The 13,864-nt window shown below is 70.4% G+C and carries 13 protein-coding genes; 9 read left to right on the forward strand and 4 right to left on the reverse strand.

Annotated elements, in window-relative coordinates; all coding sequences use genetic code 11:
- The first annotated feature begins 37 nt into the window (after window positions 1-37).
- The 4 genes from AB5T46_RS11620 to AB5T46_RS11635 all read left to right on the forward strand — a co-directional run bounded on the left by AB5T46_RS11620 (window position 38) and on the right by AB5T46_RS11635 (window position 4,460).
- Window positions 38-1,468, forward strand: coding sequence for an adhesin (locus AB5T46_RS11620; RefSeq protein ID WP_370564119.1), 1,431 nt, complete (start codon window positions 38-40; stop codon window positions 1,466-1,468).
- A gap of 111 nt (window positions 1,469-1,579) precedes the next feature.
- Window positions 1,580-2,275 (forward strand): C39 family peptidase, encoded by a 696-nt coding sequence (locus AB5T46_RS11625; RefSeq protein WP_370564120.1) that lies wholly within the window; start codon window positions 1,580-1,582, stop codon window positions 2,273-2,275.
- Between the two features lie 72 nt (window positions 2,276-2,347).
- Window positions 2,348-3,067 carry a hypothetical protein gene (locus AB5T46_RS11630; protein WP_370564167.1) on the forward strand — a complete coding sequence of 240 codons (720 nt, stop codon included), beginning with the start codon at window positions 2,348-2,350 and terminating at the stop codon, window positions 3,065-3,067.
- 154 nt (window positions 3,068-3,221) lie between these two features.
- Entirely contained in the window at window positions 3,222-4,460 is a 1,239-nt protein-coding gene (locus AB5T46_RS11635; RefSeq protein WP_370564168.1) for a transporter family protein, read from the forward strand.
- A gap of 24 nt (window positions 4,461-4,484) precedes the next feature.
- Here AB5T46_RS11635 and AB5T46_RS11640 read toward each other — a convergent pair whose 3' ends face one another.
- Window positions 4,485-5,810: a sigma-54 interaction domain-containing protein gene (locus AB5T46_RS11640; RefSeq protein ID WP_370564121.1), complete on the reverse strand. Its 1,326-nt coding sequence runs from the start codon at window positions 5,808-5,810 to the stop codon at window positions 4,485-4,487.
- Between the two features lie 594 nt (window positions 5,811-6,404).
- On the opposite strand from AB5T46_RS11640, the gene AB5T46_RS11645 reads away from it, so the two are divergent.
- From AB5T46_RS11645 to AB5T46_RS11655, 3 genes are all read left to right on the forward strand, one after another.
- Window positions 6,405-7,511: a PA0069 family radical SAM protein gene (locus AB5T46_RS11645; protein ID WP_370564169.1), complete on the forward strand. Its 1,107-nt coding sequence runs from the start codon at window positions 6,405-6,407 to the stop codon at window positions 7,509-7,511.
- A 163-nt stretch (window positions 7,512-7,674) separates the two neighbouring features.
- The gene (locus AB5T46_RS11650) at window positions 7,675-8,451 is read left to right on the forward strand and encodes a sensor histidine kinase (protein WP_370564122.1); all 777 of its coding nucleotides are present in this window, start codon (window positions 7,675-7,677) and stop codon (window positions 8,449-8,451) included.
- A complete protein-coding gene (locus AB5T46_RS11655; protein WP_370564123.1) occupies window positions 8,448-8,888 on the forward strand; it encodes a response regulator in 441 nt (146 codons plus the stop codon). The genes AB5T46_RS11650 and AB5T46_RS11655 overlap by 4 nt, the downstream gene beginning before the upstream one ends.
- Window positions 8,889-9,017: 129 nt before the next feature.
- On the opposite strand, the gene AB5T46_RS11660 is transcribed toward AB5T46_RS11655, so the two are convergent.
- The 3 genes from AB5T46_RS11660 to AB5T46_RS11670 form a co-directional block, all read right to left on the reverse strand.
- On the reverse strand, window positions 9,018-9,758 hold the full coding sequence (locus AB5T46_RS11660) for a 2OG-Fe(II) oxygenase (protein WP_370564125.1): 741 nt from the start codon (window positions 9,756-9,758) through the stop codon (window positions 9,018-9,020).
- A 144-nt stretch (window positions 9,759-9,902) separates the two neighbouring features.
- Window positions 9,903-10,550: a response regulator transcription factor gene (locus AB5T46_RS11665; RefSeq protein ID WP_370564126.1), complete on the reverse strand. Its 648-nt coding sequence runs from the start codon at window positions 10,548-10,550 to the stop codon at window positions 9,903-9,905.
- Window positions 10,547-11,653 carry a sensor histidine kinase gene (locus tag AB5T46_RS11670; protein ID WP_370564128.1) on the reverse strand — a complete coding sequence of 369 codons (1,107 nt, stop codon included), beginning with the start codon at window positions 11,651-11,653 and terminating at the stop codon, window positions 10,547-10,549. The genes AB5T46_RS11665 and AB5T46_RS11670 overlap by 4 nt, the downstream gene beginning before the upstream one ends.
- 154 nt (window positions 11,654-11,807) lie before the next feature.
- On the opposite strand from AB5T46_RS11670, the gene AB5T46_RS11675 reads away from it, so the two are divergent.
- Both AB5T46_RS11675 and AB5T46_RS11680 read left to right on the forward strand, forming a co-directional pair.
- Window positions 11,808-12,233, forward strand: a complete 426-nt coding sequence (locus tag AB5T46_RS11675) for a DUF2141 domain-containing protein (protein ID WP_370564129.1) — start codon at window positions 11,808-11,810, stop codon at window positions 12,231-12,233.
- A 10-nt stretch (window positions 12,234-12,243) separates the two neighbouring features.
- Window positions 12,244-13,755, forward strand: a complete 1,512-nt coding sequence (locus AB5T46_RS11680; RefSeq protein WP_370564130.1) for a carotenoid oxygenase family protein — start codon at window positions 12,244-12,246, stop codon at window positions 13,753-13,755.
- Window positions 13,756-13,864: the final 109 nt, after the last annotated feature.

Below are 13,864 nucleotides of genomic sequence, written 5' to 3' on the forward strand. Positions count from 1 at the left end.
ACCGGCACTTCACTCCAGAGAGAAAGCAGAGGACATCATGAAAGCGAATATGAAATGGACGGCGCTCGCGATTGCGGTCGCCGCGGCAACGGCCGGTGCGGCACAGGCACAGGACGTCGAGTACAACGAGACCGTGGTGATCGATCACGACATCACCGTCGACGACACCCGCAATTACACCACCAACACCGTCGACACCAACTACAACCACGATATCGACATCGACCAGAGCCTGAGCGAGAGCTATGACCTGAGCCTGCGCGTGAGCGAGTCGCACAGACTGAGTACTAACCAGGTATACGAGGACATCGAGCGCAACGAGGAGGTGCGTTCGGAGCGTAACGAGCACGGGGTCAACGTGCAGCTCGACAAGGAGCTGTCGCTGAGCTCCGACATCGCCTTCAGCGGTGACCCGACGCTCTCCGGCGACATCGCCATCGATTCGGCGGCGATCGCCGTGGTCGACAACCGGCAGATGGTCACCGACAACGTCGGCATCAACGACATGCTGACCAACGACGCCTCGATCGGCGACGACGTCGGTTCGGACGCATCCGGCAACCTGGCGTTCAACGTCGCCGCCGGCGACAACAACGTGCAGGACAACGCCGCCGCGCTCTCGGCCGCGGACGCCAGCTTCGCCTTCGGCCTGGCCGACGCCGAGGTCTTCGTCGACCAGTACGGCGCCGGCAACCAGACGCTCAACATGGGCGTGACCAACACCGCCGGCATCGGCGGCAACGCGTTCGCCAACGCCTCGGGCAACATCGGCGCCAACGTGGCTTCCGGCAACAACAACCAGCAGAAGAACGCGCTCGCGGCGTCGGTCGCCACCAGCGCCTATGCGCAGGCGAGCGTAAGCTCCAAGCAGATCTCCACCGGCAACGTCGTCAGCAACGCGGGCCACGTCGAGGAGATGACCGACAGCGTCGAGGTCAGCCTGAGCGGTCCGGTCCAGGGCTGGTCGCTGGGCGTGGGCGCCGGCCGCTATGCCGGCAGCACCCAGGGCAGCTACAGCGGCCGCGGCAACGCCTACCAGCAGAGCAACTTCTACGCCGACATGTGGGAAGGCGAAGACCATCCGGCCGGCCCCAGCATCGGCCATGCCGACTTCGACAGCGAGAGCCAGGGCGCGGTGCAGAATCCGTACCGCCAGGGCGTGGGCGGGCTCGCCTTCGATACCGACGAGAGCGGCAGCTACCAGGGTCGCGAGTCCGGCGAGCTGGGCTTCGTCGAGCTGTCCTACAGCGACCTGGTCGCCAGCCTGAGCGGGACGGTCAGCACCACGCAGTGGGTCGTGGTCGATGCGACCAATACCGCCAGCCTGTCGGGCAGCGCCTTCAGCAACGCCTCCGGCAACATCGGCGTCAACGTCGCTTCGGGCACGGGCAACCTGCAGGCCAACAGCCTGGCCCTGGCCGTGGCGCAGCCGTCGACCGGCGGCGGTGGCGGTGGTGGCGGCGAATAAGCGCCGTCGCAACGTGTGACCTCCCGGCCTTTCCCCTGAGGCCGGGAGCCCAGGAAGCCCCGTTCCGCGTTCCCCCGCGGAGCGGGGCCTTCCACCCGAACGGAGATCGCGATGTTGCGGAAGGTTTTTGCGGCCGCCTGCCTTTGGTCGGCGGCGTGTGCCGGTGTCCATGCCGGCGACGTGCGCTTCAGCGGCGTGCTCCCCGACGGCGGCCTGATCACCAAGTCCGTGGAAAGCATGCGCGAGGCGCGCTTCCGGCACCTGGTGCGCCAGCACACCGACTACAGCTGCGGCGCCGCCGCGCTGGCGACGATCCTGCGCTACGGATATCGGCTGGATGCCGACGAGGCCACGGTGATCGACGGCATGATGGGCGTGGCGGACCCGGAATTGGTGCAGGAGCGCGGCTTTTCGCTCCTGGACATCAAGCGCTATGTCGAATCGCTGGGCATGCGCGGACGCGGCTACCGGGTCGACGAAGCGCGGCTGCGCAGCCTGCGCGTGCCGGCGCTGGTGCTGATGGACGTCGGCGGCTTTCGCCATTTCGTGGTGCTCAAGCAGGTCGACGGCGACCAGGTCGAGCTCGGCGACCCGATCCTGGGCAACCGCAGCGTGCCGTTCGACGAGTTCATGCAGTCGTGGCCGTCGCGCGCCGTTTTCATCGTGATCGCCAGTGACTTCGACCGGAACACGGTGCTGCTGCAGCCGGTGTCCCGGCCCAGCGCGAAGACGCTGTACGCGCGCCAGGGGCCGATCACCGACGCCGAACTGCTCGATTTCGGATTCACGCACGCGGACCTGTTCTGAAGGAGAGACGAAATGAATAGCATTCGACGATGGTCGCTGGCGTTGCCGGCCGCGCTGTGCGCCGGGCTGCCGATGGCGTCCGCGCTCGCGCAGGCAGACGGCGAGACCGCGCGACCTGCGCGCGGACTGACCGAGATTCCCGACACCGAACTGGGCCTGATGCGCGGCCGCTATACGGTCGGCAACGACGCGGTGCTGTGGTTCGGCGTGTCGATGGTCTCGACCTGGCAGACCGCGGCCGGGCAGACCCTGCAGGGCCAGCTCGATTTCGGCTTCGATTTCAGCCGCGGCACGCCCACGGTCAGCTACCGGCCCAGCGTCACCATCACCGCCGAGGACGCGCCCCTGCCGGTCGCGCAGGGGCAGCGCAGCGTCGATTCGGCGGGGCTGGCCAATGTCTCGGGCATGGTGCAGTCGGTGCAGGTCGCGGGCGACGGCAATGTCGCCGGCAATGTCACCTCGCTGACGGTGCGCGACGGCGAGGCGCCGGCCGCGATCGCCGCCGCCGGCGGCCGCCACGCCGAAGCCGCCGCCGCGGGAATGAGCGCGAGCGCCGGCTTCGACGGCGGTGAAGCCCGGATCCTGCTGCAGGTCGACGGCCATGGCGCCGCCGAGCAGTGGATCCGCGCCGGCAGTCTCGGCCAGAGCATCCGCCTGGGCAGCGACGGCCAGGCGGTCGGCAACCAGCTGCACCTGGACCTGGTGCGGCAATCGCTGCCGGCCAATGCCGCGCTCGACCAGGGTGTGGCGCAGGCGATCTCGCTGACCCGCGGGCTCGGCGGCCACCTTTGAACGGACGACGCGAATGCAACCGCAGGAGTTCCACGTGACAAGGACACCGACCGCGCGACCGAAGCTCCTGACGATGGCGCTCGCGCTCGCGTTGAGCGGCACCGCCGCCGCGCAGGATACGGGCGTGGCGCCGAGCCCGGCCGAATACAAGGAAATGGGCGAGCTGATGCAGGAGCTGGCCGCGCTCAAGGCCAGCTATGCCCAGGAAGTACGGCGCCTGCGCGAGCTGGACATGCGCATGCAGGCGCTGCAGGCACGGGTCAGCGGCCAGAGCGCGGCGACGCCGGCCACCGGAACGCCGGATACGGCGATCGCCGCTGCCGCCGCAACGCCTGCACCGCAGCCGGCTCCGGTCGCGGCGCCCGCCGCGCCACCGCCGCAGGAAGGCTATGCCGGCAGCGCCGAGGACGCGCGGCGCGCGCGCGAGGAGGATACCCGCAGCGTCGCCGACGTCAAGCAACAGAACCAGGCGCTCTTCAACCAGCGGCTGATCCTGGAGAACAGCGTCAGCTACAACCGCTACGACCGCAAGCAGCTCACCCTCAACGGATTCCTGGCGCTGGACGCGATCTTCCTCGGTAACATCGCCATCGAGAACGTCGAGTCCGACACCCTGAACTACAACTTCGCCGCGCGCTGGGGCCTCAACCCGCGCCTGACGCTGAACCTCGACCTGCCCTACATCGCACGCAAGACCGTCTACCAGAAGGGCGGCGCCGGCGGCGCGGCGGCGTCGGTCGCGCAGGAGCAGACCGACGGCGCCGGCCTGGGCGACATCAGCGCCAGCGCCAACTACAAGCTGTTCGGCGAGCGTGGCTTCCTGCCGGAAACGGTACTCAACGTCGGCGTCACCGCGCCGACCGGGCGCGAGCCCTACGGCATTCCGTGGAAGGTGCTCGAGCGCGACGAGGACGACTTCATCCGCTTCGCAGTGCCGGAGGAGCAGCCGACCGGCAACGGCGTCTGGCAAGCCACCGTCGGCCTGTCGGCGGTCAAGACCACCGATCCGGCGATCCTGTTCGGCAACATCGGCTACGTGCATTCGTTCGCCGGCAGCTTCGACGACCTCGACAACAACCCGGACACGGTGAACCCGGGCGAGGTGCAGCTGGGCCGCGCGTTCTACTTCGGCGCCGGCGTCGCCTTCGCCTTCAACGAGCGCACCAGCCTGAGCATCTCGCTGAGCGACCGCCTCAACGCGCGTGCGCGCACCCGCTACGAGAACGCGGACTGGATCAAGGTGATCGGCAGCGACGCCAACGCCGCCACCTTCAATCTCGGCGTGACCCACGCGCTCAACGCCAACACCACGCTGGTGGGCCTGCTCGGCATCGGCCTGACGCCGGACGCGCCGGACTTCAACCTGACCTTCAAGGTGCCGTACATGCTGTGATCCCGCGTGCGGCGCGTGAAAAGGTCACCGCATCTCCGCCAGCGAGAGCCGGTGCTTGCGGCACAACCGGTACATGGTGACGCGCGAGACGCGCAGCCGGCGTGCCGAAGCGCTGACGTTGCAGCCGGTTTCGCGCAGCACCGACAGCACCGCCTCGCGCTCGGCGTGTTCGCGCGCGTGGTCCAGGCCCGCGCCCGTGCCATCGTCTTTTCCGAGCTGCAGCTCGGCGGGGCCGATCAACGGCTGTTCGGCGATCACCGCCGCGCGCCGCACCCGGTTGAGCAGTTCGCGCACGTTGCCCGGCCAGCGATGCGCGCGCATCGCCTGGCGTGCGGCGGCGTTGAAGCCGCGCGCGGTCACCGCATGGTGCTCGCGGAACGCCTCCAGGAAGCGCCGCGCCATCAGCTCGATGTCGTCGCCGCGATCGCGCAGCGGCGGCATGTCCACGCGCAGCACGTCGAGCCGGTAGTACAGGTCCTGGCGAAAACGCCCGGAGGCGACCGCCTGCTCGAGGTCGACATGGGTGGCCGCCAGCACACGCACGTCGATCCGCAGCGAATGGCTGTTGCCGATCCGCTCCAGGGTGCCTTCCTGCAGCACCCGCAGCAGGTTGGTCTGCGCGTCCAGCGGCAGGTCGCCGATCTCGTCGAGGAACAAGGTGCCGCCGTCGGCGGATTCGAACAGGCCGATGCGGCGCGCACTGGCGCCGGTGAAGGCGCCGCGCTCGTGGCCGAACAGCTCCGACTGCACCAGGCTCGGCGGCAGCGCCCCGCAGTTGACCGCGACGAACGGCGCGCGGTGGCGGGAGGAGCGCTCGTGCAGCGCGCGTGCCGCCAACTCCTTGCCGGTGCCGGTCTCGCCGGTGATCAGCACCGGCAGGTCGACCCGCGAATAGCGGTGGAGGATGCCGTGCACTTCCAGCATCGGCGCGCTCTGGCCGATCATGCCGCTGTCGTCCGCCATGCACGTGCCGTCGACATCGAAGGACGACAGCGCCTGGCCGAACTGCTGCGGGTTCAACGGTGCCACCAGGCGCTCGCCGCAGGCGCTCAGGATCCGGCGCACGCCGGCATCCTCGGTCGGCGTGTCTTCCGAGGTCAGCGCGAGCAGGGGCAGGTCGGCATGGTCGGTGACCAGCCGCTCCAGCGCCGCCAGCGCCGAGGTCTCGCCGCCACGCAGATCCACCAGGCCGATCACGTAGTCCTCGCCACGCATGCCGACGCGGATGTCGCGGGCGGGATCGGCGATCCGCATCCGCCATCCGGCGGCTGCCAGCATGTCGCGCTCGCGCGGCGACGGCCGGCCGAACCAGATCACGCAGTGCGGGTTGAACTTGGGTAGGGCAGCCATCGTCACGCTCCTTGCGGTTGCCGATCGCGGCGGTACGACGGCAGCGGCCGCGCGGCAGTGGCCAGTCTCCGCGCCGTGGATGACAGGCAGGTGTGTGGGCGACGGTGCGCGGCCGCGCCGTCGCGGTTCCGCGGCACCGGTCCGGGCATCGACGGAAGCCGCGCACCGTCGCGGTCGACGGTCATCGGTGTTGGCGGGCCACCGCCGGTTCGATGCGGAGGCATCGGCCGGATCCGGGGGTGGCCATCCCGGCGGACGTTCTGGACGACCAGGCTCATGCATTTCCCCTGCTGCGCCCCGGGCGGGGCTCGGCTCTGGTGTCTAGCGGGAACGGCGGGAACGCCGTGCACCGGCCACCGGGCCGTCGGCCTGTTCAGTTAGGGCCCTATCGAAATTTGCCTCCCATGGCGTCCCCGGCACCGATGCTCTTGTAAGAGGGGCTTCAGCCCCGACCCGTTGCAAGCCGACGGCAGATGTTCCCTGCCGTTGTTTCCCTTCGCGACGCGCGGCGGCGCGTTCATCATGGCCGCCACCGATGGGGGCTGCCTGGCGCGGTCGCGGCGACTGCGATTCTGCGGAGTTAATCTGATCGGCATGCGTGAGAACGGCAAGCAACGGATGCCCACGGCCACGGTGATCAAGGGGCGGGGATCGGGTTCGTACGTCAGCGGCCGCTTCGAGAAGACCGAGGCCCGGGCCGAGGACGACGGCTGGGGCGGTCTGGCGGAACTGGCCGACGAGGCGCAGGCCTCGCACCCGGACACGGTGGTCACCGAGGAGCGCGCGCGCAGCATCGTCAGCCGCAACGATTCGCCGGACATCGCCTTCAGCCAGTCGGTCAATCCCTACCGCGGCTGCGAGCACGGCTGCGCGTACTGCTTCGCGCGGCCGTCGCACGCCTATCTGGATCTCTCGCCGGGCCTCGATTTCGAGACCCGGCTGTACGCCAAGACCAATGCCGCCGAGCGCCTGCGTGTGGAACTTGCCAGGCCCTCCTATCGTTGCTCGCCGATCGCGCTGGGCATCAACACCGACGCCTACCAGCCGATCGAGCGCCGTTACCGGATCACCCGGGCACTGCTGGAAGTGCTGGCCGAGTGCCGGCATCCGGTCAGCCTGATCACCAAGAACGCGCTGGTGCTGCGCGACCTCGACCTGCTGGCGGCGCTGGCGCGGCAGCGGCTGGTCACGGTGTACTTCTCGATCACCACGCTCGACAACCGGCTGTCGGCGAAGATGGAGCCGCGCGCATCGGCGCCGCACGCCCGGTTGCAGGCACTGCGGCGACTGGCCGATGCCGGCGTGCCGGTCGGGGTGATGGTGGCGCCGGTGATCCCGATGATCACGGACCACGAGCTGGAAGCCATTCTCGAGGCGGCGCGCGAACATGGTGCGGCCGCGGCCGGCCACGTACTGTTGCGGCTGCCGCACGAACTCAAGCAGCTCTGGCGCGAATGGCTGCAACTGCATTATCCCGAGCGCGCCGCGCACGTCATGAGCCTGATCCGGCAGATGCGCGGCGGTCGCGACTACGACAGCACGTTCGGCCGGCGCATGCGCGGCGAGGGGCCGTTCGCCGACCTGATCGCCGGGCGTTTCGCGCGCACCCATCGCCGGCTTGGCTACGGGCGCCTGCCGCCGCTCGACTGCGCGCACTTCATTCCGCCGCGGCCGCCATCGCCGCAGGGCGACCTGTTCTAGGGCCTGCTGTCGCGCAGGGCGGCGCCCTCGTCCTTTCTTGCCCTGCACGCCTGCGCGGCATGCACCAAAAGTATTAGCAGGCGCCCGACGGGGATTTAGCCCGGATACACGCTGCCGCGACCGGATCGTGGCTAGACTGGCCGCGCACCACCCGGAAGCCGCGATGTCTCCCGAGCCCCGTTCAGACCAGCCCGCCGACGACGCCGAGACGCGTCTGCAGGAGGCAGCGCACGCGCTGCGGATGCTGCGCCGGCAGCAGGAAACCCTCGCGCACGGCATTTCCCATGACCTGCGCGCGCCGCTGCGTGCGATCGGCAGTTACGCGCAGATCCTCGCCGCCGGCCATGCCGACGGCATCGACGCGCGCGGGCGCGACTACCTGGATCGCATCTGCGATGCCGCCGCACGCATGGAGGAATTGATCGAAGGCCTGCTGCAGCTGTCGCATGTCGCGCGGGCGCCGTTGCGCCCGGAGCAGATCGATGTCGGCCTGTTGGTGGAGTGGAGCGCGGCCGAATTGCAGGACGCCGAGCCGGAGCGTGACGCCGAGGTGACGGTGCAGCCGCAGCTTGCGGCATTCGGCGACGAGCGCCAGCTCAAGCAGCTGTTCGAGCGCCTGCTGCACAACGCCTGGAAGTTCTCGCGCGAACGCGAGCGGGTGCGCATCGACGTGCGCGGCGAGCGTCGCGACGACCATATCGTGATCTCGGTCGGCGACCAGGGCAGCGGATTCGACATGCGCTATGCTGAACGGATGTTCGAGCCGTTCCAGCGCCTGCACGGACCGGAGCAGGGTGGCGGGCACGGCCTCGGGCTGGCGATCGCGCAGTGCATCGCCGAGCGGCATGCAGGCCGGCTGTGGGCGGAGTCGACGCCCGGTTCCGGCAGCGTGTTCCACGTCGAATTGCCGGCCGCGCCGGCGTCGCGGAGCGGAGCGTGAACGAGAAAGAGATCCTGCTGGTCGAGGACAATCCGGACGACGTCGAACTGACCCGCATCGCCTTCGCCGAGGCCAAGATCGCCAACACCCTGACGGTGGTGCGAGACGGCGCCGAGGCGCTGGACTACCTGTTCGCGCGCGGCGCCCATGCCGCCCGCGACCCCGACGACCTGCCCTCGATCATCCTGCTCGACCTCAACCTGCCGAAGGTGGACGGCCGCGAGGTGCTGCAGGCGATCCGCAGCGATGCCCGCACCCGCGCCCTGCCGGTGGTGGTGCTGACCACCAGCAACGAGCCGTTCGACGTCGAGGCCAGCTACGCCCTGGGTGTCAACAGCTACATCCGCAAGCCGGTCGATTTCGAGCAGTTCGTGTGGGCGGTCAAGCAGGTGGGCCTGTACTGGCTGGTGCTCAACCAGCCGCGCAAGGACGGCTGATCCTGCTGTAGAGCGGAGCTTGCTCCGCTGTTCCCGTCCCGGCTCCGGAGCCGGTGCAGCCGAGCAAGCTCGGCTCTACGATCTCCGGAGACGGCGCAGCGGAGCAAGCTCCGCTCTACGCGCGTTTGGTCAGGCCCCGGCGAACAGCTTTTCGGCGCGCTGGAACAGGATCCAGCTGGTGGCGATGAACTTGTCGCCGCCGCGGGGGCGATTGCCGCGGTGGGTATGGGTGAAGGCGGTCGGCGCCAGCAGCAGGTCGCCGGTGCGCGGCGCGACCTTGCGCTGCTGGAACAGGAACTCGGTCTCGCCTTCGCCGAAGCCGTCGTTGAGATAGACCGTCCACAGCAGGTGCCGGTGCAGGGTCTCGCACTGCGCATCGCGCGGATGGAGTTCGCAGTGCCAGTACGGATATCCGCCTTCGCCGTCGCGATACCACTGCAGGTTGATCGCGCCCGGGCGCAGGCAGGTGCGCGCGAGTTCGCCCAGGCGGCGATCGTCCATCGCCGCCAGGTCGTCGGCGGACAGTCGCCGCGGGGCGCCGTCGGCGCCGGGCTGCTGCAGCATCAGTGGCGCGATCAGCGCCTGCGGATAGCGCCGCAGGTAGCCCAGCAGGCCGCCGTAGACGGCGACGTTGAGTGCCTGTTCCACGTCCGCCCAGGCCGGGTGGCCGGCCAGCGACAGGTCGCGGCTGCGCTTGAGTTCGGGAAACACGCCGCCGCCGATCCGGCCGGGCTGCAGTGCATCGCTGCCGCGGATGCGCTCGACGATGGCCGCGCAGGTGCCGGCATCCAGCATACCGGGCACGACATCGATGAAATCGGGGGCGGAGGCGGGGACCATGGGCTCGCAGACCGGCAGGGCTATGCGCATCCTCTCATGCGCCGCGGGCGGCGCAAAAATGCGCGGCCGCGATTTCGACCATCGCCGCACGTTGCGACGCCCGTGGCGCTCCGGCGCCGGCGATCGGTCGGAGCGGCCGGAACCCGTAACCGGATCACACCGGCGGCGAGCGCATCAGATCACCCGCAGTGTGATCGCCTTGAGCACGGCGCGGGTGCGATCGCGGGTGCCGAGCTTGTCGAGGATGGTCGAGACGTAGTTCTTTACCGTGCCCTCGGCCAGGAACAGGCTGCGCGCGATCTCCCGGTTGGAGTAGCCGCCGGCCAGTAGCCGCAGGATTGCCACCTCGCGCGCGTTGAAGGTGTCCACCGGCGCGCGCTCGTCGTGGTAGCGGTAGCGTGCGCGCACCGGATCGGTGCTGACCGGCTGCAACAGGCTCCCGCCGGCCGCCAGGCGCTCAATCGCCTCGCGCAGGTCTTCGGGCGCGGCGTCCTTGAGCAGGAAACCCTGGGCGCCCGCGTCGCGTGCGCGCAGCAGCAGGTCGGCCTCGTCGAAGGTGGTCAGCAGCAGCACCGGGGTGGCGTCGCCGCGCGCGCGCAGCGCGGCCAGCGCGTCGACGCCGTCGATGCCGGGCATGCGGATGTCGCTGAGGATCACGTCGACCGGCATCCGCGCCAGCTGCGCCAGCAGGCTTTCGCCGTCCTCGGCCTCGAACGCGATCTCGATCCCCTGCTGTTCCAGCAGCGCGCGCAGGCCCGCGCGGACCAGTGCCTGGTCGTCGGCAAGGGCGATGCGCAGTCCCGGAGCCGCGCCTTCGCTCATGCCGGCAGGCTCGCGTCGATGCGCAGCGCGCCGTGCGGAGTGGCCGCGAACGCCAGCGAGCCGCCGAGCGCGGCGACCCGCTCGCGCATGCCGGCCAGGCCGTTGCCCTCGCACAGCGCACCGCGCAGGCGGCCGTCGTCCTCCACCCGCACCTGCAGTGCGCCTTCGCGCATCGACAGGTGCACGTGTACGATGTCGGCATCGGCATGGCGCGCGCTGTTGGTCAGCGCCTCCTGCACGATCCGCAGCACGGTCTCGGCCAGTGCCGGATCGGTGACGTGCACGTCCTCGGCGATGTCCAGGTGCAGCCGCGGCCGCGGCAGCGGCGCGGCCAGCGCATGCAGCGCGGTGGCCAGGTCCAGGCCGCAGGAGTCGCGCAGCGATTGCACCACGCCGCGGATGTCGCCCAGCAGCTCCTGCGACATGCGCTGCGCGATGCGCAGTTCCTCGCGGCCGGCGAACGCCGGGTCGTTGCCGAGCGCACGCAGGTTGAGCGTCATCGCGGTGAGCTTGTGGCCGGCGACGTCGTGCAGCTCGCGCGCCACCCGCACGCGCTCGCCGTCGCGGGCGCTGTCGGCCAGCAGCGCGCGCGTGGCCAGCAGGTCGGCGTTGACGCGTGCCAGCGCGTCGCGCGTGCGCTCGGCGCTGGTGGCGTAGTGGGCGATCAATGCGGCGAAGGCCTGGAAGCCGAGATACATCAGGGTCACGGTGAGCGGCGAGAAATGCCCCTGCCGCGCCAGGATCAGGTATACCGCGACGTCCGCCAGCAGCACCGCCGCCGCCGCCAATCGCAGCGGCCAGGCCATCGCCAGCGCGGCGGTCCACACCACCAGCAGCACCTGCGCGGTGCCGGCGCGCGGCGTCAGCCAGACCAGCAGCAGTGCCAGCAACGGCATCAGGACCAGCAACGCGTGGCCGGCCCAGGTGTCGCGCAGGCGACCGACGTCGTGCAGCAGGAAGGCGAGCGTGAACGCCGCCAGCGCCGCCCAGCCGAGCACCGCCGACTCCGGCGCGATCCAGCGCATCGACAGCGCCACCGCGCCCAGCGTGCACAGCCCGGCGAGATTGAATGGCAGCAACAATTTGCGGACCGACGACGTCATGCGGCCATGCTGCGGCGGACGGCGCGCCAGGGCAATGGGGCGGACGAAAGAGGTGACTTCCGGCAGGTCGGATCGATGACCGTCGGCTCCTGTCCGCGGCGCGGGCGGGCCCGACACTGCGATCGTCGTTCCGCCACCTGCCGAGGAGCCCGCAATGCAGATCTCCCGTATCCGTGTCGCCATCATCGCCCTGCTGCTGCCCGCCGCGCTGCCGCTGCAGGCCGCCGACCTCAGCGTCCACCTGCAGGGCCTGCGCACCCCCGCCGGCACCGTGCGCGTAGCGGTGGTCGACGGCGCCGACGGCTGGGACGGCAAGGCGCCGCCGGTCGCCGGCACGCAGGTCGCCGCCGATGGCGACGGCGCGCGCGTGGTGTTCCGCGACCTGGCGCCGGGTGCCTACGCGGTCATGGCCACGCACGACGAGAACGACAACGGCCGCCTCGACACCAACCTCGCCGGCCTGCCGGTGGAGGGCTACGGCTTCAGCAACAACCCGCGGGTGATGCGCAAGCCGACGTTCGACGAAGCCCGGTTCGAACTCGGCGCAGACGATCTCGCTCTCGATATCGCGATCCGCTGAGGGCGCCGCCATGGACCGCCGCCGTTTCCTGCGCAACCTGCTCTCCGGCGCCACCGCGCTGGCGCTGACGCCGCCGCTGCTGCGCGGCACGGCGCTGGCCGGAGATCCGGCGGAGTTCGCCGCCGGCCTGGAGCGGCATCCGTGGCTGGCGGGCTGGAAGAGCATCGGCACCGAGTCGCTCGGGCCAGTCACGGCGCAGCTCGAAGGCCGCCTGCCGGACGGCCTCGCCGGCACCCTGTACCGCAACGGACCGGCATGGCTGGAGCGGGGCGGCTTCCGCTACGAGCACTGGTTCGATGGCGACGGCATGGTGCACGGCTGGCGCCTGGGCGCGGACGGCGTGACCCATCGCGCACGCATGGTGGCCACGCCCAAGTTCGAACGCGAGCGCGCCGCCGGCCGTTTCCTCACCATGGCCGCCGGCACCACCGTGCCGGACGCGCAGCCGGTGCGCAACAACGACGACGCCAATACCGCCAACACCTCGGTGACGATGATCGGCGGGCGGCTGTTCGCGCTGTGGGAGGGCGGGTCGGCGTTCGAGCTCGCCCCCGACATGCTGGACACGCTGGGGCCGGTGACCTGGCGCGAAGACCTGGCGGCGCTGCCGTTCTCCGCACATCCGTTGCGCGATCGCGACGGCTCGCTCTGGAACTTCGGTGCGATCTCGATGATGGGCCCCGCCGGCATGCTGCTCTGGCACATCGGCGCCGACGGCACGCTGCGCGGCGCGCACATGCTGGAGACGCCGTTGCCCGGCTACCTGCACAGCTTCGCCATGACCGACCGGCACCTGGTCTTCGTGCTGGCGCCGTTCCAATTCGCCGAGGGCGTCGGCGCATTCTTCGAACGCCTGCGCTTCGCCACCGACCGTGCCTGCGCGGTGGCGGTGGTCGACAAGAACGCGCCGGACCGGGCGCGCTGGTTCGAGGTCGACTTTGCCGCCGTCTACCACTTCGGCGACGCCTTCGAACGCGAAGGCGAGATCGTGGTGCGCGCCGTCCGTCACGCCGATCCGGAGCAAGCGCGTTCGCCGATGCGGGAGGCGATGCGCGGACATGCGCGCGACGGCGGCATGCCATCGCGGCTGGCGGACCTGCATCTGGACCTGCGCCGCGGCCGCGCGCGCTGGGCGGCGCACGACATCGCGGACATCGAATTCCCGCTGTTCGATCCGCGCACGCCCGGCGATCGTCCGGCGCGGCTGTATGCACCCACCACCGCGGGCGAAGCCAACGCGCCCTACTTCAACGCCGTGGCGATGCTCGACCCGGCCCGCGGCCGGCGCGAGGTGCACCGCTACGGCGCCGACATCCTGGCCGAGGAGCACGTGTTCGTGCCGCGCCCCGGCAGCGACCGGCCCGACGACGGCTGGCTGGTCGGCACCCTGCTCGATGCGGCGCACGATCGCAGCGGCATCGCCGTATTCGATGCACGGCGCATCGGCGACGGGCCGCTGGCCCAGGTCTGGCTGCCGTATGCCTTCCCGCTCGGCTTCCACGGGCACTTCGCCCAGGCATAAAGCGCATGGCGCGCGCCAGGCAGCGGCGGCAGGCCGGCGCGCCGATGCCTGCTGACACCATGCTGTCAGCAGGCCCGGCGCAGGCTGTTCCCACCGCGGCGCAACAAGC

It is taken from the genome of Luteimonas salinilitoris, from assembly GCF_041300785.1.
Taxonomy (GTDB): domain Bacteria; phylum Pseudomonadota; class Gammaproteobacteria; order Xanthomonadales; family Xanthomonadaceae; genus Luteimonas; species Luteimonas salinilitoris.